At 69.3% G+C, this 23,983-nt stretch carries 23 protein-coding genes; 13 read left to right on the top strand and 10 right to left on the bottom strand.

Going from position 1 to position 23,983, the window contains the following annotated elements; translation table 11 throughout:
- Positions 1-36: 36 nt before the first annotated feature.
- A complete protein-coding gene (locus ABLG96_RS20420) occupies positions 37-2,433 on the top strand; it encodes an EAL domain-containing protein (protein WP_353649143.1) in 2,397 nt (798 codons plus the stop codon).
- Between the two features lie 29 nt (positions 2,434-2,462).
- On the opposite strand, the gene ABLG96_RS20415 is transcribed toward ABLG96_RS20420, so the two are convergent.
- Entirely contained in the window at positions 2,463-3,332 is an 870-nt protein-coding gene (locus ABLG96_RS20415; protein WP_353649142.1) for a protein phosphatase 2C domain-containing protein, read from the bottom strand.
- Between the two features lie 143 nt (positions 3,333-3,475).
- Between ABLG96_RS20415 and ABLG96_RS20410 the strand changes: the two genes are divergently transcribed.
- Positions 3,476-4,312, top strand: a complete 837-nt coding sequence (locus ABLG96_RS20410) for an aldo/keto reductase (RefSeq protein ID WP_353649141.1) — start codon at positions 3,476-3,478, stop codon at positions 4,310-4,312.
- Positions 4,313-4,387: 75 nt separating this feature from the next.
- Here the strand turns inward: ABLG96_RS20410 and ABLG96_RS20405 are convergent, their stop codons facing one another.
- Positions 4,388-5,509: a winged helix DNA-binding domain-containing protein gene (locus ABLG96_RS20405; protein ID WP_353649140.1), complete on the bottom strand. Its 1,122-nt coding sequence runs from the start codon at positions 5,507-5,509 to the stop codon at positions 4,388-4,390.
- Between the two features lie 32 nt (positions 5,510-5,541).
- On the opposite strand from ABLG96_RS20405, the gene ABLG96_RS20400 reads away from it, so the two are divergent.
- From ABLG96_RS20400 to ABLG96_RS20390, 3 genes are all read left to right on the top strand, one after another.
- Complete coding sequence (locus ABLG96_RS20400) at positions 5,542-6,453, top strand: alpha/beta hydrolase (protein ID WP_353649139.1); 912 nt, start codon at positions 5,542-5,544, stop codon at positions 6,451-6,453.
- 96 nt (positions 6,454-6,549) lie between these two features.
- The gene (locus ABLG96_RS20395; protein WP_353649138.1) at positions 6,550-7,080 is read left to right on the top strand and encodes a hypothetical protein; all 531 of its coding nucleotides are present in this window, start codon (positions 6,550-6,552) and stop codon (positions 7,078-7,080) included.
- Positions 7,081-7,109: 29 nt separating this feature from the next.
- A complete protein-coding gene (locus tag ABLG96_RS20390) occupies positions 7,110-7,604 on the top strand; it encodes a YetF domain-containing protein (protein ID WP_353649137.1) in 495 nt (164 codons plus the stop codon).
- Positions 7,605-7,614: 10 nt separating this feature from the next.
- Here ABLG96_RS20390 and ABLG96_RS20385 read toward each other — a convergent pair whose 3' ends face one another.
- The 5 genes from ABLG96_RS20385 to ABLG96_RS20365 form a co-directional block, all read right to left on the bottom strand.
- Positions 7,615-8,922 carry a DUF6596 domain-containing protein gene (locus ABLG96_RS20385; RefSeq protein WP_353649136.1) on the bottom strand — a complete coding sequence of 436 codons (1,308 nt, stop codon included), beginning with the start codon at positions 8,920-8,922 and terminating at the stop codon, positions 7,615-7,617.
- Between the two features lie 42 nt (positions 8,923-8,964).
- On the bottom strand, positions 8,965-9,357 hold the full coding sequence (locus ABLG96_RS20380; protein WP_353649135.1) for a hypothetical protein: 393 nt from the start codon (positions 9,355-9,357) through the stop codon (positions 8,965-8,967).
- A 77-nt stretch (positions 9,358-9,434) separates the two neighbouring features.
- Positions 9,435-10,151, bottom strand: a complete 717-nt coding sequence (locus ABLG96_RS20375; RefSeq protein ID WP_353649134.1) for a DUF998 domain-containing protein — start codon at positions 10,149-10,151, stop codon at positions 9,435-9,437.
- Between the two features lie 149 nt (positions 10,152-10,300).
- Positions 10,301-11,485 carry a zinc-dependent alcohol dehydrogenase gene (locus tag ABLG96_RS20370; protein ID WP_353649133.1) on the bottom strand — a complete coding sequence of 395 codons (1,185 nt, stop codon included), beginning with the start codon at positions 11,483-11,485 and terminating at the stop codon, positions 10,301-10,303.
- The gene (locus ABLG96_RS20365) at positions 11,482-11,988 is read right to left on the bottom strand and encodes an SRPBCC family protein (RefSeq protein ID WP_353649132.1); all 507 of its coding nucleotides are present in this window, start codon (positions 11,986-11,988) and stop codon (positions 11,482-11,484) included. The genes ABLG96_RS20370 and ABLG96_RS20365 overlap by 4 nt, the downstream gene beginning before the upstream one ends.
- 141 nt (positions 11,989-12,129) lie before the next feature.
- Here ABLG96_RS20365 and ABLG96_RS20360 point away from each other — a divergent pair, with 141 nt between their 5' ends.
- The 3 genes from ABLG96_RS20360 to ABLG96_RS20350 all read left to right on the top strand — a co-directional run bounded on the left by ABLG96_RS20360 (position 12,130) and on the right by ABLG96_RS20350 (position 14,962).
- Positions 12,130-13,074 (top strand): SDR family NAD(P)-dependent oxidoreductase, encoded by a 945-nt coding sequence (locus ABLG96_RS20360; RefSeq protein ID WP_353649131.1) that lies wholly within the window; start codon positions 12,130-12,132, stop codon positions 13,072-13,074.
- Entirely contained in the window at positions 13,071-14,681 is a 1,611-nt protein-coding gene (locus ABLG96_RS20355) for an NAD(P)/FAD-dependent oxidoreductase (protein WP_353649130.1), read from the top strand. The genes ABLG96_RS20360 and ABLG96_RS20355 overlap by 4 nt, the downstream gene beginning before the upstream one ends.
- 119 nt (positions 14,682-14,800) lie before the next feature.
- Positions 14,801-14,962 carry a hypothetical protein gene (locus tag ABLG96_RS20350; RefSeq protein ID WP_353649129.1) on the top strand — a complete coding sequence of 54 codons (162 nt, stop codon included), beginning with the start codon at positions 14,801-14,803 and terminating at the stop codon, positions 14,960-14,962.
- Positions 14,963-15,035: 73 nt separating this feature from the next.
- On the opposite strand, the gene ABLG96_RS20345 is transcribed toward ABLG96_RS20350, so the two are convergent.
- Complete coding sequence (locus tag ABLG96_RS20345; RefSeq protein WP_353649128.1) at positions 15,036-15,422, bottom strand: Rid family detoxifying hydrolase; 387 nt, start codon at positions 15,420-15,422, stop codon at positions 15,036-15,038.
- Positions 15,423-15,966: 544 nt separating this feature from the next.
- Between ABLG96_RS20345 and ABLG96_RS20340 the strand changes: the two genes are divergently transcribed.
- From ABLG96_RS20340 to ABLG96_RS20325, 4 genes are all read left to right on the top strand, one after another.
- Complete coding sequence (locus ABLG96_RS20340) at positions 15,967-17,460, top strand: protein adenylyltransferase SelO (RefSeq protein WP_353649127.1); 1,494 nt, start codon at positions 15,967-15,969, stop codon at positions 17,458-17,460.
- Between the two features lie 69 nt (positions 17,461-17,529).
- On the top strand, positions 17,530-18,171 hold the full coding sequence (locus tag ABLG96_RS20335; RefSeq protein WP_353649126.1) for a hypothetical protein: 642 nt from the start codon (positions 17,530-17,532) through the stop codon (positions 18,169-18,171).
- 7 nt (positions 18,172-18,178) lie between these two features.
- Positions 18,179-18,619, top strand: coding sequence for an ATP-binding protein (locus ABLG96_RS20330; protein WP_353651605.1), 441 nt, complete (start codon positions 18,179-18,181; stop codon positions 18,617-18,619).
- A gap of 25 nt (positions 18,620-18,644) precedes the next feature.
- On the top strand, positions 18,645-19,643 hold the full coding sequence (locus ABLG96_RS20325) for an SDR family oxidoreductase (protein ID WP_353649125.1): 999 nt from the start codon (positions 18,645-18,647) through the stop codon (positions 19,641-19,643).
- A 337-nt stretch (positions 19,644-19,980) separates the two neighbouring features.
- Here ABLG96_RS20325 and ABLG96_RS20320 read toward each other — a convergent pair whose 3' ends face one another.
- The gene (locus ABLG96_RS20320; protein WP_353649124.1) at positions 19,981-20,961 is read right to left on the bottom strand and encodes an NAD-dependent epimerase/dehydratase family protein; all 981 of its coding nucleotides are present in this window, start codon (positions 20,959-20,961) and stop codon (positions 19,981-19,983) included.
- A 91-nt stretch (positions 20,962-21,052) separates the two neighbouring features.
- The gene (locus ABLG96_RS20315) at positions 21,053-22,069 is read right to left on the bottom strand and encodes an aldo/keto reductase (RefSeq protein ID WP_353649123.1); all 1,017 of its coding nucleotides are present in this window, start codon (positions 22,067-22,069) and stop codon (positions 21,053-21,055) included.
- Between the two features lie 265 nt (positions 22,070-22,334).
- Between ABLG96_RS20315 and ABLG96_RS20310 the strand changes: the two genes are divergently transcribed.
- Positions 22,335-23,888, top strand: a complete 1,554-nt coding sequence (locus ABLG96_RS20310) for an alkaline phosphatase family protein (protein WP_353649122.1) — start codon at positions 22,335-22,337, stop codon at positions 23,886-23,888.
- Positions 23,889-23,983: the final 95 nt, after the last annotated feature.

The following is a 23,983-nucleotide window of genomic DNA, read 5'->3' as shown; positions in this document are numbered from 1 at the left end:
GACCCGGATCCAGCGGTCCGATTGTACGCTGAACGGGTGGCGAGAGTCGGCCCGGCGGTCACCCCCGGAAACCTCCCGGGCGCCCAGCGTGTGCTGGCTGCCGTGGTCTCCGGACCAGGGGGGCGCATCGTCGAACCCGGTGCCCACGCCGATCATGCCGGTGCGCATCACCGCGCGGCCCGACCCGGTGGACAGCCGAGAACGTGGCGATGGGCGGCTGTCGCCGTCGCCGGTGCATCTGTCGTCGGCTACGCGGGCCACATCGTGCTCGCCGCCGGCGAACCCGCGGCCGTCGCGACCCACCGCTACCTGTGGATCTGGCTGATCACGGGAGTGCTGACCATGGCGCTGATCCTGATGGGCATCTGGGTCCATCGGCCACGGCGGGCCTGGCCCTGGCTGCTGACCGCGGCGACGGTCGGGTTGTTCACCAGCTGGCCGGCCAGGGCGTTGGGCACCGGGGTGCCGTCCGCCGATTTCACCGCCTTCGTGGTGGCCGGCTGCGCCCTGCTGCTGGGCGCGTCGGGGGTGGCCATGGTGTACGCCCGCGGGCACCCGTTCACCCTCGCGTCCGCGCTGGACAGTGCCGTCATCGGGATCGGCTATCTGGGGCTGCAGCTGCACAGCCGGACCCTGCCCGCGTTCGCGCAGTACGGCGACCTGGACGCCTGGCTCTACGGCATCGTCACGCCGATCGGGATGGCGATCAGCCTGGTCTCCGTCGCCCACCTGCAGTTCCACCGGCCCGCCCACTCGCGGAGCTTCCGTTACCTGCTCGTCGGATATCTCTTCGCCGCCGCGCCGATCACGGTCAGCGGTCTCGGCGTGGTCTCCGAGCCGATTCTTGTGCTTGCGCTGTCGACCGTTCCGTTCGTGTTGCTGCTGGGCGCGGCTGCCGTCGATCCGTCGATGGTCGACCTCACCGAGCCAGGTCGCTGCCCCACTGATGAGTTCGGCGGCGGCTGGCGGTTCGTCGTGATGGTGGCTGCCACCGCGCTGCCCTGCATCGGAGCGCTGATCCTGCCGCCCGACAGCGCCCCGCAGGCCTGGGTGGTCGCCGCCATCCAGGTGATGGTCATCGTGCTGGTCGTGCTCCGTTCGCGGCTTGCCGTCCGCTGGTGGGCGACCGCCACGGATTCGATGAGCCGGTTGGCGGTCACCGATCCGCTGACCTCGCTGGCCAACCGGAGAGGCCTCCACGAGGCGGTGGCCTCGCTGGAGCACCCGCGCTGCGCCGTGCTCTCGTGCGACCTCGACGGGTTCAGTCGCGTCAACACCGCGGACGGGCACCGAGTGGGCGACCTGATCCTCCGCACAGCCGCCGACCGCCTCCGACGCGTGGTGCCACCAGCGGCATTCGTCGGCCGGCTGGGCGGGGACGAGTTCGCGGTCGTGCTCCCCGGCCCCCTGTCGGCCCTGCTCATCGCGCAGGCCGCAGAACAGATCAGGGTGGCCCTCGCCGAACCGTTGGCGACCGGGACCCGCACCGTGGCGATGACGGTCAGCATCGGCACCGTCACCTCACGTCACGCGGAACCACCCGGCCTCGAGGGCTTCACCGAACTGCTGCGGGAGGCGGGCCTGGCGCTGCGGGCGGCGAAGGACCAGGGTGGCAACCGCGTCGTGCGCTACAGCGCCGATCTAGACCTGCGCGCCGTGCGGGAGAGCGCCGTCCAGGACGGGCTGGGCGATTCGCGGTGCTTGGACCTGCATTACCAGGCAATCGTCGACATGAACACCCGAACGGTCATCGGCGCGGAGGCGCTGCTCCGCCTGAAGACACCGGCTCTGGGTTCGGTCCCGCCGTCGGAGTTCATCCCGATCGCGGTGCGCACCGGGCAGATCATCGGGGTCGGTCAATGGGTCCTGCACCGCGCGCTCGACGATCTGCGTTCCGCGCGTGACGCGCTGCCGACCGATTTCCTGCTGTCGATCAACGTCTCCGCCCGTCAACTGGACTCCGGCGACCTGGTCGGTGACCTGCAGCGGGCGGTCGGCGACGACCGGTGGTTGGCCGAGGCCCTGCGGCTCGAGATCACCGAGTCCGAGATCGCCGGACCTGGTGCCATCGACGGTCTGAACAGGCTGGTCGACGCCGGCTTCCATGTCGTCATCGACGATTTCGGCACCCAGTACGCCAGCCTGCAGTACCTGACGAATCTGCCGGTGGAGACCATCAAGCTGGACCTGAGCTTCGTCGCCAGGATCGTGGAGAGCCGCGCCGACCGGTTGGTCGTCCAGCACGTCATCGCACTCGGCAACGACCTGGGGCTCACCATGGTGGCCGAGGGCGTGGAACGGCAGGACCAGGCCGATCTGCTGATGGAACTCGGGTGTCCGTCCGCGCAGGGCTATCTCTACGACCGGCCGGCTCCGGGACTCCGCAGGTTGGGCACGATCGGATCGACAGCCCAGGACCCGACTCCGAGCTGAGCGCCGATCGTGGGCTCGGGCCCCGACACTCAGGAGCGGGTGTCCTCGACGGCCGGGATGCGCATCGTGGGTGAGTCGTCTGCCGACGACCGGGCCGGGGGCTCCGTCAGGTGGGCCGAGGTCGGGTCAGCCGAGTTCGGGTCGGCAACGACGTCGGCGATGATCGCCGTGACGTTGTCGGGGGCGCCGGCCGCCAGGCTGAGCTCGATGAGCCGTTCGGCGGCGTCCTCGGCGTCGGTGCCGTCGATGGTCTCGCAGATCGAGTCGATGTCGACGTAGTCGGTCAGGCCGTCCGAGCAGAGCAGGTACCGATCGCCGATCCGCGGCGCGAAGGTGGTGTACGCCGGTGACACGGTGGTGCCGTTGAGCGCCTTGAGGATCACGTTGCGCCGCGGGTGGTGAGCGGCTTCCTCCGGTGCCAGCAGGCCCTGGTCGACGAGGTACTGGACGAAGGAGTCGTCCTTGGTGATCTGGATCAGGTCCGTGCTCAGGTCGGGATGCCGCTCGGCCTGCTCGGCGCCCTGCTCCAGGAAGTATGCGCGGGAATCGCCGATCTGGGCGAACACCAACCGGGTGCCCGACCAGATCATCGCCGTCACCGTCGTGCCCATTCCTTCCAGGCTCGGGTCGGCCTCCACCTGGTCCAACAGTGAGTCGGTCGCCCGGCGGACCGCCCCGGTGATCAGCTCGTAGACGTCCGCGTCGGCATCGACGTGGTCGAGGGCGGCGAACACCTCGACGACCGTCCGGGACGCGACCTCACCGGCCGCGCTCCCGCCCACTCCGTCGGCGACGACGGCCAGCCCGGATCCGACGTGGAACGCGTCCTCGTTGTTCGGCTTCACCAGCCCGATGTCACTGCGTCCGACGGCCGAGACGGTGTACGCGCGCACGCTCACCTCTCGGCTCGGTCCAGGACGGGCGGGTGGGCATCCGTCGACGAACTGCAGCAGCGTCTGTCGCTGCGACGTCCGCAATGGTAACGATCCGGCTACGCAGATGCGCGTGCAGCATCCCGCTGCTCGTTTGGTAGACCGGAGACATGACAGATCATCCAGTACCCACCATCACCCTCAACGACGGGACCACCATCCCGCAGCTCGGCTTCGGCGTGTTCAAGGTCGACCCCGACGAGACCGAGCGCATCGTCACCAGTGCCTTCGAAGCCGGGTACCGACACATCGACACCGCCGCCATCTACGGCAACGAGGAGGGCGTCGGCCGTGCCATCGCCTCCTCCGGGATCCCCCGCGACGAGCTGTACATCACCACCAAGCTGTGGAACGACCGCCAGGGCACCGAGTCCGCCTTCGCCGCTCTGGACGAGAGCCTCACGAAGCTGGGGCTGGACCACGTCGATCTGTACCTGATCCACTGGCCGGCCCCGGCGGGCGACAAGTACGTCGAGTCCTGGAAGGCGTTGGAGCTACTGCAGAAGGAAGGAAAGACGCGCTCCATCGGTGTCTCCAACTTCCTGCGACCGCACCTGGACCGGCTGCTGGACGAGACCGACGTCGTCCCGGCCGTCGACCAGATCGAGCTGCACCCGGCGCTGCAGTCGACGGATCTCACGGAGTTCGCCCGCAGCAAGGGAATCCAGATCGAGGCCTGGGGCCCGCTCGGTCAGGGCAAGTACCCGCTGCTCGAGGAGTCAGCAGTCACTGCGGCAGCATCCGCCCATGACGCGACCCCCGCTCAGGTCGTCATCGCCTGGCACCTGGCCAAGGGGAACATCGTGTTCCCGAAGTCCAGCAACGCCGGCCGGATTGCCGAGAACCTCGCGTCCGTGTCGGTGACTCTCGGCGCGGACGAGATCGCCGCCATCGATGCCCTCGAGAGCGGCAACAGGGTGTCCGGACACCCGGACGAGGTCAACTGATCCACTCGGTGATCGAGCGAACAGAGTGAGTCGAGATCCCGTTCGCTCGATCTCCTCCCAGCAGGCCGCGGTGGGTCAGTCGATCTGGACCACTGCCGGGACACTGGGAGCGGCGAACTCCAGGTAGCGCAACGCCTCCTGCTCCACCTCCCGGCGGATTCGCTGCGACCACCGGGAGGTGGGCGCGACGGTCAGCGTCGCCCGCTTCGGTGTGACGCGGAACCGCCACGTCCCGTCCACGAGTCCATCGACGAGCACTGTGGCCGGCATGATTCCGTTCTTGGTGTACACCAACGGTTTCCGCGCGGTCGGCACCAGTCGAGCGTCGTCCGTGCGGGAGTGCAGCGCCGAGTCCCATTCGGCCATCATCCGCACCGGCACCGGGATGTCGCCGCCGGGACGGGGCGCGTCGGGGAGGTCGACCAGATCGCCGGCGGGGCCCTCGAGATGGACGAACTCGTCGTCGAGCGCGCGGAACGTCCGGGGCCATCCGCTGACGCCGGTGAACGCGGTGAGAGCTGCCGCCGAGGTCGGGCCGTAGGCGGCGACGTAGCGACGGGCGAGATCTGTTCTGGCAGCAGCGATCTCGTCCTCGTCCAGCGGCAGGTGGTCGATGCTGGGATGCGGTCGGTACCGGCCGGGGGAGTTGTCGCCCCAGAGCATGCTCGGCGGGACGGCGATCATCGGCATGAAGTTCCGGGCCAGTCGCGAGAGCATCCGGACGTCGCTCTCTCCGGCCGCGTCGCCGACCGGGAACTCCGACAGGACCGCCTGCCCGAGTGCGCTCCAGGAGATCGGCCCGGACTCGGAAACCGCCCGCATCCGGGCGATCGCCGCAGACCTGTCGACCTCGGCCATCGCCGCTCTCATGTGCGGCGGGAAGTCCCTCTCCAGCAACGGCACGGTGAGGGTCCTCAGTGGGTGCACCTCGTCGCCGGCGATCACGTGGATCGTCGAGCGGAACAGCGCGAGCCGCACCAGTCGGCCGTCCGTGAACGCGGTGTCGATGTCGCGGGTGCTGATGTCCTGGATCCGGCTCCACAGCGCCGTGTAGGGCGGGTGGGTCGCCTGCCCCTGCACTGCGATCAACCGCCGGACGAGCGTCACCGGATCGACCAGGACCCGCTCGAGCAGTCCCTGTCGCGCGAGATAGGCGCGGTTGAGCGCGCGGGCGGTCAGCACCTGGTCCGAGTTCATCCGCCACCTCCCCACGAGTGCATGATCACGCCATGATGAACGACGCGCTGGCCGCTGGTCATGCGGACCGAGGGTACTTCGAGGGTTTCACCGAGCGTCTGATCGATGTCGGCGAGGCCCGGATCTTCACCAGGAGCGCGGGTGAGGGCCCCGCGGTGCTGCTGGTGCACGGACACCCCAGGACCTCGGGGACCTGGCACCGGGTCGCGCCGCAACTGGTGGCCGCTGGACACACTGTGGTCTGCGCGGATCTGCGCGGGTACGGCAGGTCGATCGGTCCGGAACCGACCCCCGATCATTCTGCGCACTCCAAACGGGTGGTTGCGGGTGATCTGCGGGCTGCGATGGATCAGTTGGGGCACAGTACTTTTGCCGTGGTCGGACACGATCGGGGAAGCTATGTCGCCTTCCGGATGGCGCTCGATGCGCCCGCGGTGGTGACCAGGGTGGCGTTGCTGGACTGCATTCCCATCATCGAGCACCTCGAACGCATCACCACACAGTTCGCCACCCGGTGGTGGCACTGGTTCTTCTTCGCCCAACCCGATGTGCCGGAGCGGGTCATCAGTGCCGACCCGGATGCCTGGTACCGCGGAGATCCAGCCGTGATGGGTGAGCAGAACTACGCCGAATGGCGGGCGGCGACGCGCGATCCCCGGGTCGTCAGGGCCATGCTCGAGGACTACCGCGCCGGGCTGGGCATCGACGCGCAGGACGAACGCGACGATCGGTTCGCCGGCCGGCGACTGCGGATGCCGACCCTGATCGCCTGGTCGCAGCACGACGACCTGGAGGAGCTGTTCGGGGACCCCGTGCGGATCTGGCACGGCTGGGCCGATGACGTCACCGGCGTCCGGATCCCGTCCGGTCATCACATGGCCGAGGAAGCTCCCGACGCCTTGGCGGCCGTGTTGGCCGAGTTCCTGCATCCGGAACGGGACTGACGACCTGGGTCCGGTGACGCACCCTCCTGGGCCGCAGTGCTTTTGCCTGCGGCGCGCCGTCGGCGCGATCGATCCTGCGCGGAGAACACTCGATCCGTGTCGCCCTCCGATGAAGCTGCGTCGACTCTGTCCGACATCCCGCGCGCCGGCCGCGGTCGGCCGGGGCTGGTGCTCCGTCGGATCACGCTCGGTCTGGTCGCGTTGGTCGTGGCCGTTGCCGCAACCGGTCTGCTGGGTGTGCACAGCACGTCCGTCGCGGCGACCCGGGGCGCGTGGACCCTGACGGTGGAGTACGCAGGGGTGGCCCGCGCCGGGTTGGACGTCCCGTTGCAGATCACGGTCCAGCACACCGGTGGATTCGCCGACGAGATCGACCTGGCGATCAACCGCGACTACCTGTTGCTGTTCGAGCAGCAGGGGTTCTATCCCGATGCGTCCGCAAGCACGTCCCTCGGCGATGACGTCCTGCTCACCTTCGACGCACCGCCTGAGGGTGACACCTTCGTCGTCGACTTCGACGCGTACGTGCAGCCCGCCGCGCAGCAGGGCGCCCGCGGCACGGTCGCCGTCCTCGACGGCACCGAGCGGCTGGTGCAGGTCGAGTTCCGGACCGCGCTGTTTCCCTGACCGACTGCTGAACCGAATAGAGGCCCCTGATGGAGATCGTCGTCCGTGCCGCCGTCATCTATCTGTTCCTGTGGATGATCACCCGGCTGGTCGGTCGCTCGACCGTCGGCGAGTTGAGCACCTTCCAGTTGATCCTGTTCATCACCATGGGCGACATGGTCCAGCAGGCGGTCACGCAGCAGGACTACTCGGTCACCGCCGGCATCCTGGCGATCTCGGTGTTCACCGTGCTGACGATGGGACTGTCATGGGCGAACGCGCGTTGGCCGGGGATCAGGAAGATCACCCACGGCGTACCGGTGGTGGTCTTGGAGAACGGCGCCACCGACCCCGCAGTGCTGCGGCGGGAACAACTGTCCATCGACGATCTCAAGGCCGCGGCGCGTCAGCAGGGATTCGAGGCCCTGACCGGAATCCGACTGGCGGTGCTCGAGGCCAACGGTCAGATCTCGTTCTTCGCCCGACAGGGCAGCGGCGGTTCGGACGGAACGTCCGGGGCGGCGCAGAAGCCGGCGGTCGGCTAGGACCGAGGTGTCATGGATCGGGACCCGATTTCACCGCCGGAACTGGCGGCCGCTGTGCGCGGATCTCCGCGGCGCGCCCTGCGAACAGCTCCCGCTCCTGCACATTGCGGGTCAGGGCGGCGGCCTGGTCGAACGCAGCGGCCGCTTGGTCCCGCCGGCCCGCCAGGTCGAGCAGCTCGCCGCGGACACCCGGCAGTTGTGGATAGCCCTGGAGCGCGGCTGTGTCCACGGTGTCGAGCAGCGCCAGCCCGGCGTCCGGCCCGACGGCGCGACCGTGCGCCATCGCGCGGTTGAGTTGGACGACAGGCGTCGGCCAGACCACTGCGAGTGCGTCGTACAGTGCAGCGATCCGCGGCCAGTCCGTCTCGTCCGCGGTCAGCGCTGTCGTATGTGCGGCGGCGATCTCGGCCTGCAGGGTGTACCTGCCGAACGGACCGTGGCAACCGTGAGCCTCGGCGAGCGCCGAGAGACCGCGACGGATCAGCAGCGGGTCCCAGCGTCGGCGGTCCTGGTGCTGCAGCAGCACCGGGCGGCCGTCCGGTCCTGTTCTGGCGGACGCTCTCGACTGGGTCAGCTCGAGCAGTGCGGTCAACCCGTGGGCTTCGGCCTCCGAGGGCATCAGTGCCGCGGTCAGACGGGCCAACCGGAGCGCCTCGATGCTCAGTGCGGGACGCATCCAGTCGTCGCCCGCGGTGGCGCTGTAGCCCTCGTTGAAGACGAGATAGATGACCTCCAGCACGGTGGCCAGACGGGTGGAAATCTCCTCGCCCCCGGGCATCTCGAACCGAACACCCTTGTCCCGCAACGTCTTCTTCGCCCGGGAGATCCGCTGCCCGGCAACGGACTCCGGGATGAGGAAGGCCCTGCCGATCTCATCGGTGCGCAGACCGGTCAGGCAGCGCAAGGTCAGGGCCACCCGGTACTCGCGGGTCAGCACCGGATGGCAGGCGGTGAACAGCAGTCGCAGTACGTCGTCGCCGATCGGATCGTCGAGCGCATCGTCCACGGCGTCCTGGTCGTCGATGGCACCAGGGGTCCCGCGGCCGATCGTCTCGACAGCAGCACGGTGGCGTGCGTCCCGTCGAAACCCGTCGACGGCACGGTTCTTCGCCGTCGTCATCAGCCAACCACCCGGGTTGGGTGGGACACCGGAGGTCGGCCAGTGCTCCAACGCCGCGACCAGCGCATCCTGGGCGAGATCCTCGGCCGTGCCGAGATCGCCGGTGATGCGGGCGAGGCCGGCCACCAGTCGTGCCGCCTCGATCCGCCAGACCGCCTCGACCCTTCCGGCGGGTGGGTCGTGGGTCGGGGTCGTCATCGATCCATCATGCAGACCCACAGACATCGGCGGCGTGAGCGGTCAGGACTGTGGCGAGCCGTGGGTGTCCGACGACGGCATGTCCTCCGAACCGAAGACCTTGAGTACCCGGGCTTCACCGACCCAACCGGGCCAGAGGTCGAGATGTAGCCGCAGGAAACGGGAGGTCCACTCCACCGCTTCCTGTTTCGTGCTGGTCTCGTAGACGGCGTAGCTGATCATCTCCTTCGACTCGGCGAACGGGCCGTCGGTGACGGTGAGACCGGAGCTGTCGACGGCGAGCCTGGAGCCGGCAGCGCTCGGGGCCAGGCCGGCGTTGTCCAGCAGGACGCCGGCGCGGGTGGCCTCCTCGCCGAGTTGCATGATGCCGGCCATCAGCTCGGTGGGTGGCGGGGTGGCGGGGGCGGTGCCTTCGAGCAGGACGAGGTGGCGCATGGGTTTTCCTTCCGATGGATGGTGCTCGGGTGATCGTCGTGAATCGCGTGCGGTGGGTCCAGCAGTGCGGGGCCCGCTCAGCGTCCCGCGGTGTCCGGCATCTGCCGGTATCGATGCACGGCCAGCGCACTGAGCAGGATCAGCACGCCGACCACACCGAGGGTGAAGGCGGGGATGCCGGCGGCGCCGAGCAGACCCGAGGCCATCCCGACGAACGTCAGCAGGAACAGCGGAGCAACGATGCGGCAGGCGAGGGCGAGTCCCTCGAAGCCCTCGCCGGACAGCCGGCCGGCCAACACGAGCAGGGCGACGGCCAGGGCGGTGAAACCCACACCACCAGCCGCGAAGTGCACCAGAGCACTGGTGCTCATCACACCGGTCTGTGGTGTGCCGACCGGGAAGCCGGCTGCCGGGTCGACCCGGAAGACCCCGGCCGTGACCAGGCTCAGACCGAACACTGCGATCAGCCGGGGGGCCCAGGTGACGGCGGCGCCGCCGGACAGCGCACGCCGCAGGCCCGCTGCGAAAGCGATGACCATGAGGCCGCTGAGCACGAAGTTGGTGGTCTGAATCCAGCCCCGGTCGCCGAGGGACAGTTGGCTCCAGGCGTGCCGCCGGACGTCGAACCCGTCGCGGGTGGCGGCCTGGAGGAGTGAGGTGAGGAGGTAGACCGGGCCGGCGATGACGCCGTACCCGAGCAACGACTTGGTGACGCGGTCGGCGGTCAGTGCGGCGGCGGTCGAGACGGTCCCGGCGCGGGTGGGGATCCGGTGGTTGCGGGTGGTGGTTGTCATGGAGGTCTCCGTCGGTGTCGGCCCCGGTCCTCCGGGGCGATCACCTACCCCACGAACGGGCCGCGCGCTTCTTGCACCATCGGCGGATCTTGTTCCCACCACCCCACCGCGGTCGGGCGAGCCCGAGCAGCTCACCCGACCATCCCGCGTCAGGGCTTGAGGACGACCTTGATGCAGCCGTCGGACTTCTTCTGGAACGTCTCGTAGGCCTGTGGCGCCTCGGTGAGCGGGACGCTGTGGGTCGTCAGGTCGAGTGTGCCGAGAGGGTCCGATGGGTCATTGACGAGCGGCAGCAGGTCGTCGATCCAGCGCTTGACGTTGCACTGCCCCATTCGCAGCTGCAGCTGCTTGTCGAACATGTCCATCATCGGCATCGGGTCGGCGGTGCCGCCGTACACGCCACTGACGGAGACGGTGCCACCGCGCCGGACGGCTCCGATCGCGGTGTGCAGCGCAGTGAGGCGATCGACGCCGACCTTCTCGATCAGTTTCTGCGCCAGCGTGTCCGGGAGCAGACCGACGGCTGCCTGGGCGATCTTGCCGACCGTTGCGCCGGCGCCGCCGTGGGCTTCCATGCCGACGGCGTCGATGACGGCATGCGGTCCATACCCACCGGTCGCCTCGCGCAGCGTGCCGGCGACGTCCTCCGCGGTGTCGAAGACCTCGATCCCGTGGCGCTCGGCGAGCGCGCGACGCTCCGGCACCGGATCGACCCCGATCACCCGATGGCCCAGGTGCCGGCCGATCCGGGCGGCGAACTGGCCGACGGGACCGAGTCCGAGCACCGCAAGGGTGCCGCTCTCCGGGGTGGCCGCGTACTGCACGGCCTGCCATGCGGTGGGCAGGATGTCCGACAGGAACAGGTACTTGTCGTCCGGGCCCTCCGGCGAGATCTTGATCGGTCCGTACTGCGCCTCGGGCACCCGCAGGTACTCGGCCTGACCGCCGGGGACCGAGCCGTACAGCGAGGTGTAGCCGAACAGCGAGGCGCCCTTCCCCTGGTCGCGGACCTGGGTCGTCTCGCACTGCGACTGCAGTCCCTCACCGCACATCGTGCAGTGACCGCAGGAGATGTTGAACGGGATGACGACCCGGTCGCCCTTGGCCAGGTGGGTGATGTCCGAGCCGACCTCCTCCACGATGCCCATCGGCTCGTGTCCGAGGATGTCTCCGGGGGCCAGGTAGGGCGCCAACACCTCGTACAGATGCAGATCGGAGCCGCAGATCGCGGTCGACGTCACCTTGATGATCACGTCGTTGGGCTTCTCGATCCGCGGATCCGGGACGTCCTCGACACGTACGTCCCGTTTGCCGTGCCAGGTCAGTGCCCTCATGACTTCTCCTCGCGCTCTGCTGGACCCTCGTCGAGGGAATGGGAAGACCGGTGGTGCACCGTGGGTCGGGCGGCCTGACCGACGGCGAGATACTCGAGGCGTCGTAGCGATTCGACGTTGCGCCAGTGCAGCATCGCCGACCGCAGCGGACGCGGGACCAACGTGCCGGGGCCCTTGACGGCGTCCTCGACGATGGTCACCCGGCAACCAGCTGCCCGGTCCTCGATGGTGAGCACGACCGACGCCTCGCCGGCCGGCCAGCCGCGGGCCAACAGCTCGATGCGCTGATCCGGTTGCCAGCCAAGACATTCCGTGACGTCGTCGATGAGCAGCGGCCAGACACCGAAGGAGTGGTGGATCTTCGCTCCCTCGGCGGGCCAGCCGGCGTCGACGTCCCGGATGCGGGACGACCCGACGACCCAGAGGCCGAACAGCCAGCCGTCGGCCAGCACTTCGCTGACCGCGCCGGATCCACAGGGCATGTCCCGATGCGTTGTTGCCATGGGAGTCTGTTGCCCGTTCGATCGCGCGCCAAACGATTCGTGGCGCTGCGGGGAGGGGTTGAGGCCGGGACCGCTGGGGCACCGTCGAGGGATGACGTCATCTGCGACCGACGCCCGCTGGTCCGCACCAGGGATCGCCCGGTGAGCCCCGACGGGCGCGGCTCGTCCGCGGGTTCCGCGACACGGACTGCCGTGGTGATCGGTGCCTCCAGTGGCATCGGTCGCGCGACCGCCATCGCTCTCGCCGCGGAAGGGTGGTCCGTCGTCCTCGCCGCACGGTCCCGGCAGTCGCTCGAGTCCGCGGCTGCGGAGTGCCGGTCTGCTGCACCTCTCGGTGAGTTCTCGGTGTTCGAGATGGACGTCACCGATCCGCCGACCGTGCAGGCTCTCCTCGACGACGCGATCGCCCGGCACGGGCACGTCGACGCGGTGGTGCACACGGCCGCTGTCATCGGGTACGGGAAGTTCGAGGACGTGCCCGCTGCCGAGTTCGAGCGGGCTGTCGTGACAAACCTGCTGGGCAGCGCCACTGTCGCCCGGGCGACGCTCGCGGTGTTCCGCACTGCGGGCCGTGGGCACCTCGTGCTGTTCGGATCCCTGCTCGGCAAGATTGCGGTGCCCTTCATGAGCCCGTACGTCGTGGGGAAGTGGGGGGTCCAGGCACTGGCGCGGACACTGCAGATCGAGACGAGAGACGCGAAGGACATCGACGTGAGTCTGGTCAGTCCCGGCGGTGTCGACACCCCTGCGTACCTCCATGCCGCCAACCGCGCCGGACGCGAAGGCCGCCCCCCGCCGCCGGTCGATCCGCCGGAGAAGGTGGCGCGCGCAGTGGTGAGGCTGATGGACCACCCGCGTCGGGACCGCTCGGTCGGGATCGCCAACGGCGCGATCGTGACCGGTTTCCGGTTCCTGCCCGCTGTCTTCGACCTGGCGGTGACCCCGCTGGTGAAGGTGGCTGCGCTGTCCCGTCGCTCGATGGCACCGCACTCCGGCAACGTCTTCGAAGCGCTCCCCGGCAGCGACACCACCCACGGTGTGTGGAACCGGGCGGGTCTGCGGCGCGAGCAGGAGCCGCCGTCATGAGTCGGCGGGGCGGGCCGACGGAGCGGGTCGACGCAGTGGTGATCGGCAGCGGACCGAACGGTCTGGTGGCGGCGAACGCACTCGTCGATGCCGGCTGGTCGGTGATCCTGGTCGAGACCGAGGACACCGTCGGCGGTGCCGTGCGGAGTGCTGATGACGTCACGGCACCGGGATTCACCACGGACCTGTTCAGTGCGTTCTACCCGCTGGCTGCCGCATCGCCGGTGATCCGCGGGCTCGATCTGCAGGACCACGGACTGCAGTGGAGCCAGGCACCGGTAGTGCTCGCGCATCCATTGGCGGACGGCCGGGTGGCGGTGCTGGAGCACTCCGCCGACGACACCGCTGCGGGACTGGATTCCTTCGCCGCCGGCGACGGAGCCGCGTGGACCGAACTGGTCGCACAGTGGGCTGACCTGCGTGACCCGCTGCTGGATGCACTGTTCACCCCGTTCCCACCGATCCGGGCGGCCACCAGGGTGCTGCAGCGTGCGCGGGTCAGGGGCACCCTCGACCTGGCGCGCCTGGCGGTGATGCCGATCAGGCACTTCGCGCAGGAACGGTTCACCGGCGACGGTGGGCCGTTGTTGTTGACGGGCAACGCCTTGCACTCGGACGTACCCGCTGAAGCAGCCGGCAGCGGCATCTTCGGCTGGCTGCTCAGCATGCTGGCGCAGGACGTCGGGTTCCCGGTGCCGGTCGGCGGGGCCGGGCAACTGGCCCAGGCGCTCCGTCGGCGGTTCGAGTCCCTCGGGGGACAGGTGCGTACTGGGACGCGGGTCACCGACATCCTGGTGACAGGGGGCCGCGCGATCGGTGTTCGCACGGCAGGCGGGTCGACGATCGGTGCGAGGGCAGTGCTGGCCGACGTCAGTGCGCCATCGCTGTACCGTTCGCTGCTGGACAGGGCCGTTGTGCCGCCGCGACTGCTGGCCGACCTGCGACAGTTCCGGCCGGACACCCCGACGCTGAAGCTGAACTGGGCGCTCGACCGGCCGGTTCCCTGGTCGGCGCGCGGGGCCCGCGGCGCGGGGACCGTGCACTTCGGGGTGGACGTCGACGGGTTCGTCGACTACGGCGCGGATCTCACCGTCGGCCGCGCTCCCCGGAATCCGTTCGTGCTGTTCGGCCAGATGACCACCGCGGACTCCTCGCGCTCGCCGGCCGGGACCGAATCGGCGTGGGCATACACCCACCTGCCGTCCGCGGTCGCCGACGATCCGGCGGTGGTCGCGCGCCAGGTGGCGCGGGTCGAGGAGCAACTGGAGGAGCTGGCACCGGGATTCGGCGGTTCCGTGCTCGGCCGTCTGGTGCAGAGTCCCGCCGATCTCGAGTCGGCCGATGCGAATCTGTTGGGCGGCAGCGTGAACGGTGGCACAGCGTATCTGCACCAGCAGCTGTTCTTCCGGCCGACGGTCGGCCTCGGACGGGCCGAAACGCCGATCGCCGGGCTCTATCTGGCATCCGCCGCAGCGCATCCCGGAGGCGGCGTACACGGCGCCAGCGGCTGGAACGCGGCGCTGTCGGCGATCCGGGACGCGGGACCGTGGGGGCAGGTACGCAAGCGCCTGACCCGGACTGCGTGGGGTCGGATCCTGCCCCGCTGACCGGTCCGGGGGCCACCCGGGGCCGGGGCGTGAATCCGTTCGGCGTGAAAACGCCGAATCGGTGCTGGGAACACGCATTTCTGCCGATTCGCTCAGGTGCCGCCCGGCAGGCGCAGGGGGTGGGCGGCGCCGTCGGCGGCATCGATCCGCTCATCGCCGCGACCGCTTTGCTGGGGGCGGCGGAGGGTCTGGGAGTTCAACTGGTGAGCAGTGGCCTGGCGTCGGTGGACGCACAGGCAGCGCTCGACGCCCAACTGGCACTGGTCTTCGGTGTGCCCTGACCTCGAGCCGTCTCGCGCCCCATGCGTCCGGGTGTCGTCCCCGGTTCCTCATCACCGCGCGGGCGGACGGCGTTCAGTCAGCCGGGGCAACCGCAATGGCCTCGATGGAGACGAGCAGCCCCCGGGGCAGGCGCACATGTGCGGGAGCCGATCGAGCCGGTGGCGGATCAGGCATGTGCCGGGCATAGACATCGTTGAGCCGCCCGAAGTCCTCCACGTCCGCGTAGAAGATCGTCGTCTTGACGACGTCGTCCATGGAAGCGCCGGCCGCGGCCAGCACGGCGGCAAGGTTGATGAGCGCCTGCTCCGTCTGCGCCTCGATGCCCTCCGGGACAGCACCGGTGGCGGGGTTGATCCCGGCCATGCCCGAGCAGAAGATGAAGCCGCCGGCGACGATTGCCTGGCTGTACGGTCCGAGCGCGGCAGGGGCCCGGCCACTCGTCACTGCCTGTCGCGTCATTTCGTCCCTTTCCCACCGGAGGCCGCAGCGTACGTCCGAGGACGGTGTCGTGTCACGGGTTCCGGGGTCGGACCGCCGCGAACTCCTCCACGCCATCACGTCCCGGAGCCGCTCGATCCGAATGGTCGGGTGAAGTGGGACCGCAGGTCGGCAGTCCCGTCCGCGCTACGCAGGACGACTGCGCCCGCTCCCAGTGTGATCGCTGGTCCGGCGAGAGGTGCCGCGCTGCCACGGTTGTGGACCGGACCGCGATCGCATCGACAAGACCTCCGGCGCCGACCGGGTGTGTCATCGCCTTCATCGACCGCCGGGTCGCCGCCGCCCAGCTGCGCACGACGGCGATCTCGTCCTGGAGGAGCGGATCGTCGCCGGGGCGCTGCGTCACGTCGGGGATGCGACATACGCGGTGCGCTTCCACATCACGTCGACGAGGGCACTGGCCGAGAACCTTGCCTGTCGAGAACCGTGCCTGTCGAAGAACCGTGCCTGTCGAGAACCGTGCTTGTGGGAGAGCCGTGCCGGCCGGAGAACGTAGCCTCGAGGGATGACCAGCACCCCGACCTCGACGGTGCAGCTCGCGCACACCTTCGCCGATGAGCTGCCGGAGCTGACCCTGGACTGGCAGGCAGCGGAACTGCCCGCGCCAGAACTGCTGGTGCTCAACGAGTCCCTCGCGCGTCAGCTCGGCTTGGACCCTGCCGAGCTGCGTAGCCCGGAAGGGCTCGGCGTGCTCACCGGAACCAGGCCGCCACCGGGTGCGCGCCCGGTCGCCCAGCTGTATGCGGGGCACCAGTTCGGCTCCTGGAACCCGCGCATGGGTGACGGCCGGGCGTTGCTGCTGGGCGACCTCACGGCACCGTCCGGGGCGCGATTCGACCTGCACCTGAAGGGATCCGGCCGCACCCCGTTCGCCCGCGGTGGTGACGGCTACGCCGCCGTCGGCCCGATGTTGCGCGAGTACGTGCTCAGCGAATCGATGGCGGCGTTGGGCATTCCGACCACCCGGGCGCTCGCCGTCGTCGCCACCGGGGCCGTCGTCCGGCGAGAACGGGCACTGCCGGGTGCGATCCTGGTGCGGGTCGCGGCCGGCCATCTGCGCGTCGGTAGCGTCGAATACGCCCGCGCCACCGGCGATGTCGCGCTGCTGCGCCGGGTCGCGGACCATGCGATCGCCCGGCACCACCCGACCGCCGCCGATGCTGCCCACCCCTACCGTGCCCTGTTCGAGGCCGTTGTTGCCGCCCAGGCCCAGCTGATCGCGCAATGGATGGCGGTGGGCTTCATCCACGGCGTGATGAACACGGACAACATGACACTGTCCGGCGAGACGATCGACTACGGGCCGTGCGCGTTCCTGGATGCCTACGATCCGACCACCTGGTTCTCCTCGATCGATGAGCTGGGTCGCTACGCCTACGGCCGCCAGCCGGCGATCGCCGAATGGGATCTCGCGCGTCTGGGGGAGGCCATGTTGCCGCTCCTGGGTGACGACCCGGAGGTCTCTGACGACCTGGACACCGCGGTCGCCTGGGCGACCGGTGCGCTCACCTCGTTCGGCGCCCTGTATCGCGCCGCGCGCAGAGCGCGCTACCTGGCGAAACTCGGCCTGCCGCAGGCGGTTACGGCTGACGAGACGGATCCCCTCATCGAGCAGCTGCTGACACTGCTCAAGCAGGGGAGGGTGGACTTCACCGGCTTCTTTCGAGCCCTGACCGCCGCGGCGTCCGGGGATGACGCGATGCTCAGTGGCCTCGGCGCCCCGGAGGTGGAGCTGCAGACCTGGCTCGGGCAGTGGCGACGGGTCGGCGCGGACAGCATCGATGCGGCCGCGATGGCGGCGGTCAACCCGGTGTACATCCCCCGCAACCATCTCGTCCAGGAAGCCCTCGACGCCGCCACCGCCGGGGATCTCGCACCGTTCACCACCCTGGTCGACGTGCTCCGGGACCCGTTCGTCGAGCGTCCGGGTCTCGACCGCTACGCCCTCCCGGCGGACGCCGACTTCGCGGCGGATTTCCAGACCTTCTGCGGCACTTGAGGTGGCCCGCGGAGGGTGGTCAGCCAGGCGACCTGGAGTGGGGTTGTCCGGTCTGAGAGGCTGACCTGCGTGAGCACCCTGCTGGAGTTGTTCCTCGACGCCGCGGACGGCCGGTTCCCACCTGCCGACGGCACCGTCTCGGTGATCCCGTCGTGGCGGGCGGGTCTCTCGGCGGTGGTGTCGTTCACCGCCCACACGATCATCGCCACCGACACCCCCGAGGTGCTCAAGGACGTGCGACCCGACGCCTACGGCGCGGCGCTGCATCCCGGCGTGCTGGCGACCCTGGCCCGCTACCCGGCACGGATCGGCGTCGCCGACGCGACCCTCGGCGGCCGAGGCCGGGGTGGGGGATCCGCTGAGCTCGTGGTGCGGACGGATCTCGACGACCACCCGCGGGTCGTCTACGCGCGCGCCATCAGGGACGACGTCACGGTGCACGGCGCACCGGAAGGTGCCGACGACCACGGACTGGTCACCGTCGGAACCGGTCTGGGCGGTCGACGGGAGATCTCGATCGAGCTGTTCGGCGATCAGCCCCCGGGAACGGGCCGGCGGCTGATCGACGAGGCGCTGCGGCTGATCCCCGATCAGCAGCCCGTGTTCGCCGCGGTCGCACCCGGCAACGCACGGTCGCTGCGTGCGTTCCTGGCCTCTGGATTCGCACCCATCGGGTCCGAGGTGATCATCGAGCACCACCCGGTGGGCTGAGCAGCCGCTGTCCGGCCGTCACTCCGATGGTCCACCATCAACCCGATGCCCCGCACGCCGACACCAGGTGACCCTGCTGCGCGCCGAGGTGGACAGTTCACTCACCAGCCATGGGGGGCTGGTGATCGTCGCCGGAGAGGTCGGCATCGGCAAGTCGGCACTGATCGGTACGGCGATGGAGCAGGCGCGTGCGGCCGGTTTCCTCGCCCTTGCCGGTACCTGCTGGGACTCCGACGCCGCCCCCGAACTCTGGCCGTGGACCCAGCTCATCAGGGCGATGCACCGGTCGTTGGGCGCCGCGGAGTTCCTGCGACATCAACGAGGCGCCAGATCGAGTTGCGCGGCCCGCCAGATCTGCTCTGGCCGGCTTCTTCCACGATCGAGCAGAGAGGAACGAACGAGTCGAGATCCCGTCACCTCCGCGACCGGCCCTACGATCGGCGCATGACGCCGAGACCAGTGGCACAGCAGCCGTGAGCGCACTCCGAGTCCTGTTCATCGGGGGGAGCGGGGTCATCAGCTCCGCGTGTTCCCGCCGGGCCGTCGAGCTCGGTCTGGACCTGACCGTGCTCAACCGGGGCGAGACGACGCTCCGCCCACTGCCCGAAGATGTCCGTGTGCTGCGCGCCGATGTGCGGGACGCAGCGGCCGTGCGGTCGGCGATCGGCACCCAGGAGTTCGACGTGGTGGTGAACTGGCTGGCGTTCACCCCGGAGCACGTGCAGGTCGACGTCGACCTGTTCGGCGGCCGGGTCGGTCAGTACGTGTTCATCAGCTCGGCGTCGGCCTACCAGAAGCCGTTGTCCCGCTTGCCTATCACCGAGTCCACGCCGCTGCGGAACCCCTACTGGACGTACTCACAGGAGAAGATCGCCTGCGAGGACCTGTTGGTCAGGGCATACCGTGACATCGCATTCCCGGTGACCATCGTGCGGCCGTCGCACACCTACGACCGGACCAAGCTCCCGTGCGAAGGCGGCTGGACGGTGGTCGAGCGGATGCGTGCCGGCAAGGAGGTCGTCGTGCACGGGGACGGGACGTCGCTGTGGACACTGACGCACCACGACGATTTCGCGCAGGGATTCGTCGGGTTGCTGGGCGATCAGCGGACCATTGGCGACAGCTTCCACATCACTTCGGACGAGGCACTGACCTGGGACCGCATCTTCCGGACCATCGCGACGGCAGCCGGTGTCGAGGCCAGGATCGTGCACGTCGTCTCCGACGCGATCGCAGCCGTCGACCCGAAGTGGGGGGCCGGTCTGCTCGGCGACAAGGCGCACTCGGTGGTGTTCGACAACAGCAAGGTGCGCGCGATCGTCCCGGACTTCCGGCCTTCCATCCCCTTCGATCGCGGGGCCCGCGAGATCATCGACTGGTTCGACGCGGATGCGAGCCGCCGCGTTGTCGACCACGAGCTGGACATCCGGATGGACCGGCTCATCGAGGCCTACCGCCCCCGCGCACTCTGAACCGGCGGGTCCGTGACCGCGGGTGGGGCGCTGCTCCGCGGCCCCAGCTCATCGGCCCACCCTCCCCGGCCCCAGCTCATCGCCCCACCCCCGCGGCCCCAGCTCATCGACCCACCCCCGCTGATCGAGCGAACGGAGTGAGTCGAGATCCCGTTGTCGTGCAGCCGGTCTCGTCAGCTCCTCTGATCGAGCAAGCGAGGAACGAGTGCGGCGAGATCCCCTGACTGTCCGCCGGTCTCATCACTTCCGCCGATCGAGCGAACGGAGTGAGTCGAGATCCTGTTGTTTCGCAAGAGGTCTCAGTCCGCCGATCGCTTGACGCGGAAGTCGCTCGCGCTCAGTCGATCTCGGACCGGAGAGGCCGGGCGACATCGAGCTGCCCGTGGTCGATGAGCCATCGGACGGCATCGAGGATCGCATCCTCGGGTTCGAAGGCCGGGGCGAACCCCAGCAGGGTGCGGGCCTTGTCGATCGAGGCGTACTGACTGCGCCTGAGGTGTTGCCAGCTGGTGTCCGCGAACTCTGGGGTGGTCCCGTCCTGGAACTCCGTCCAGCTGACGGAGCGGGTGCGCAGCGGTCGACCGAACCAGTGCGACGCCAGCTCGAGGTAACCGCGGACGGTCAGGGCCGACGGCGCGACCACGTTGAAGGCCTCGCCGGCCGACTCCTGTGGGTGCTCGACAGCGAGGGCGAACGCCTGGGCCACGTCATCGGCGTGCACGTGGTGCATCAACTCGGTCCCCAGGCCGGGGATCGCGATCTCCTCACCGGCCGAGATCGCGTGCCAGACCTGTGGATCCAGGTTCCCGAGCGGACCGATCGGCGTCCAGCCGGGGCCGCTGATGTGACCGGGGTGCAGGACGGTGGTGGCCAGGCCGCCGCCGCTCGTCTCGGCCGCCAGCAGGTCGGCGATGGCAGCTTTCTGGATCCCGTACTCACCGAACGGTGGTGAGGTGTCATCCTCGCGCACGGGCAGTTTTCGGCTGTTGCCGTACCGCCAGATGGATCCGCAGTGCAGCAGCTGCCCGGTGGCGCCGCGGATCGCCTGAACCAGCGCGGTGGCCGATGCGGGCGTGAAGCAGATCAGATCCACCACGACGTCCGCTCCCAGTGCGGCCACCCGCGAGCCGAAGGTTCCTGCGGCGTCCTCGGCCTCGCGGTCGACGGTGAGCGCGGTGACGTCCGTCCACGCGGGGTCGTCGCGATAGGGCCGGCTGGTGCCGCGGGAGAGGTTCAGTGCGTCGTGGCCGGCCCGGACGAGTCGGGGCATCAGGAAGGTGCCGATGTGGCCGCTGCCGCCGATCACTGCGATGCGCATGAGTGCCGACCCTAGCGGTGCGTGCTGCCCCGATCACCGCGGCATTGGTCTCGCCTTCTGAGTCACTCGACCGCCGTGGTGCGGGGTGTGCTCATTCGCGACCCGAGGAGATCCATCGCGGATCGCCGTTGATGTTCCGGTCGCCGACCACCAGATCGGCTGCGGATCCCAGCCGGGCGAGCTGGTCGTCGGTGAACGACAGGTCGATCGAGCCCAGGTTCTCCCGCACCCGCTCCACACGTCGGGTGCCGGGGATCGGAACCACGCTGAGCCCCAGTGCCTTTCCCTGGGCGAAGAGCCAGGCGAGGGCGACCTGGGCGGGCGTCGCGTCGAGCTCGTCGGCCACCCCTCGCACCACGTCCACCACGGCCTGGTTGGCATCGAAGTTGTCGTCGAACCGCGCCCGGCCGGCGAGCATGCCCGATTTGACCGTCTCGCGGGTCAGCGTCCCGGTCAGGAACCCACGCCCCAGCGGGGAATAGGGCACAAAGCCGATCCCCAGTTCGGCGGCGGCAGGCACCACCTGCGCCTCGACGTCGCGCGACCAGATGCTCCACTCGCTCTGCACGGCGGCGATCGGATGCACGGCGTGCGCAGCGCGCAGTTCGTCTGCGGTCACCTCCGACAGTCCGAGGTGGCGGACCTTGCCGGCGGTCACCAGCTCCGCCATCGCACCGACGGTCTCCTCGACCGGGATCTGCGGATCGCGGCGGTGCAGGTAGTACAGGTCGATGACGTCAGTTCCCAAGCGCCGCAGCGACTCCTCGCAGCACTGGCGGGCATAGGCCGCGTCACCGCGGGTGGCTGCGCCAGCGGTCGGATCGCCGGTGATGCCGAACTTGGTGGCCAGCTGCACCTGATCACGCCGGCCGGGCAGGATGCTGCCGACCAGCTCCTCGTTGGTTCCGGCAGGCCCCGACACCCCCTCGCGTGGCGCGCCGTAGACGTTGGCGGTGTCCAGGAAGGTGACGCCGGCGTCGATGGTCTCGATCAGCGTGGTGCGCGCGGCGTCGTCGTCGACGGTCCCGCCGTAGACGTGACTGAGCGCCATGCAGCCGAATCCGAGTGGGCTCACGGCGAGCGTGTCCCCGAGCTTCGTGGTGGTCATCAGATCCTCTTCTCCGGGCCGCACCTGCGGCCCGCTCTCCACGCTAGGACTGTGAGTGCACTCGAAGGCAAGTCGCACGGCTCGAGGATCGGTCTGAGGGCACGAGTTCGCCGTGGGAGCCCGTCGCCGACCCGCAGCACATCGGCGGATGTTCACCCACCAGCCATTTCCAGGACACCCGGCGCGATCCCCGCAGTCGTTGCCCGGAGAAACGATCTGGCAAGTGTCGGGGCACCATGATCCCGGCCGAGACCTCGGAGACAGCATGCTCGTCAGAACGATGCACAGTCGGTTCGCCATCCCCCTCCTCGCAGGCGTCGTGGCGCTGGCCACGGGCCTCCTACCGGCCGCGCAGGCGCCAGCCGCGGCACAGTCCCACCCGGTGGGCCGGTCCCACCCGGTAGATCAGTCCCACCCGGTAGACCAGTCCCACCCGGGCACCCAGTCCCACCGAGCGCCGACCCCCAAGATCGGGCACGTCTGGACGATCATCCTCGAGAACAAATCGTACGAGGCGACCTTCACCGGCTTGAACCAGAACAGCTACCTGTGGAAGACGCTGCCCAGCTACGGCGAATTGCTGACGCAGTACTACGGCACCGGGCACTACTCGCTGGACAACTACATCAGCGCCGTGGCCGGACAGGCGCCGGCGCCCGCCAACCAGGCCGACTGCCCGCAGTACACCGATGTGGCACCCGGTTTCCCCGCCGCCGACGGCCAGACCTATGCGGCCACCGGCTGCGTTTATCCGAAGCAGGTCTCGACGATCTTCAACCAGCTCGACCAGGTCGGGAAGAGCTGGAAGATCTATGCACAGGACATGGGCAACGATTCGACCCGGGAAAACGCCTACCAGTGCGGCATACCGGGCAGCCCCGCCGGCGCCGGTGTGGTGGATCCCGGCGGCGCCACGCCGACCGACCAGTACGTGCCCAAACACAACCCGGCGCCGTGGTTCCACGCGCTGATCGACAACCCGAAGGACTGCGCCCGAGTGGTGCCGCTGGAGGGTCTGCCGGCGGCCGGCGGGCACGCGACGGTGCCGTCGATCGAGCAGGATCTGAAATCGGTCAGGACGACACCGGCCTTCTCCTGGATCTCGCCGAACAACTGCTCGGACGCTCACGACGCGACCTGCAAGGGCGACAACCTCTCCGGCGACCCGGCCAACCACCAGGGCGGTCTGTACGCAGCAGACCTTTTCCTGGAGAAGTACGTCCCGATGATCATGGCCTCGCCCGCGTTCCAGCAGGACGGCGTCATCCAGGTCATCTTCGACGAGGCATTCCCGCCCTATCAGATGTACGGAAACTCCGTGGCTGACAAGGCTTACGCAGGCGACGCCGCCTTAGGCACCGACAGCGCGACGGGCAAGCCCGTGCAGGCCGAGGCCAACACGGCGCAGTCGGTCGTCGCCTGCTGCAACGAGCTGCCTGGCCCGAACACCGACCAGCCCGGTGACCTGGCGTTCAACCAGGACACGACTCCCGGTGGCGGTATCACCGGCGCCGTCTTCATCAGCCGTTTCATCACCCCAGGTTCCATCAGCAAGCAGCCGTACAACCACTACAGCTGGTTGCGCAGTACCGAGGACACATTCGGAATCCATACCGGTGGTATCGACGGCAAGGGGCACCTGGGATACGCCGGCATGGACGGACTCCGGACGTTCGGCGCTGATGTCTACAACAACCCGCAGGGTTGGGCGCTGCGGCCGGCACCCTCGGGCAGCTCGGTGTACCCGGCCACGGCGAGTGCGGCCGAGGCCGTCCACCCGAAGGTCGTGCGCCGCGCGGTCCGGGTGGCCGGACACTGAGCGGCACCCTCGCGCCTGCCGCGCGATCCAGACAGCCGGCGCGGTGTGCCTGTCCGTCGGTCTCGCGGCGTGCACCGGCAGTGCGACCAGCGGGG

This window comes from Nakamurella sp. A5-74 (genome assembly GCF_040438885.1).
Lineage (GTDB): Bacteria > Actinomycetota > Actinomycetes > Mycobacteriales > Nakamurellaceae > Nakamurella.
Note: the sequence above shows the minus strand (reverse complement) of the source record. Positions and strands in the feature narration are given on the sequence as shown.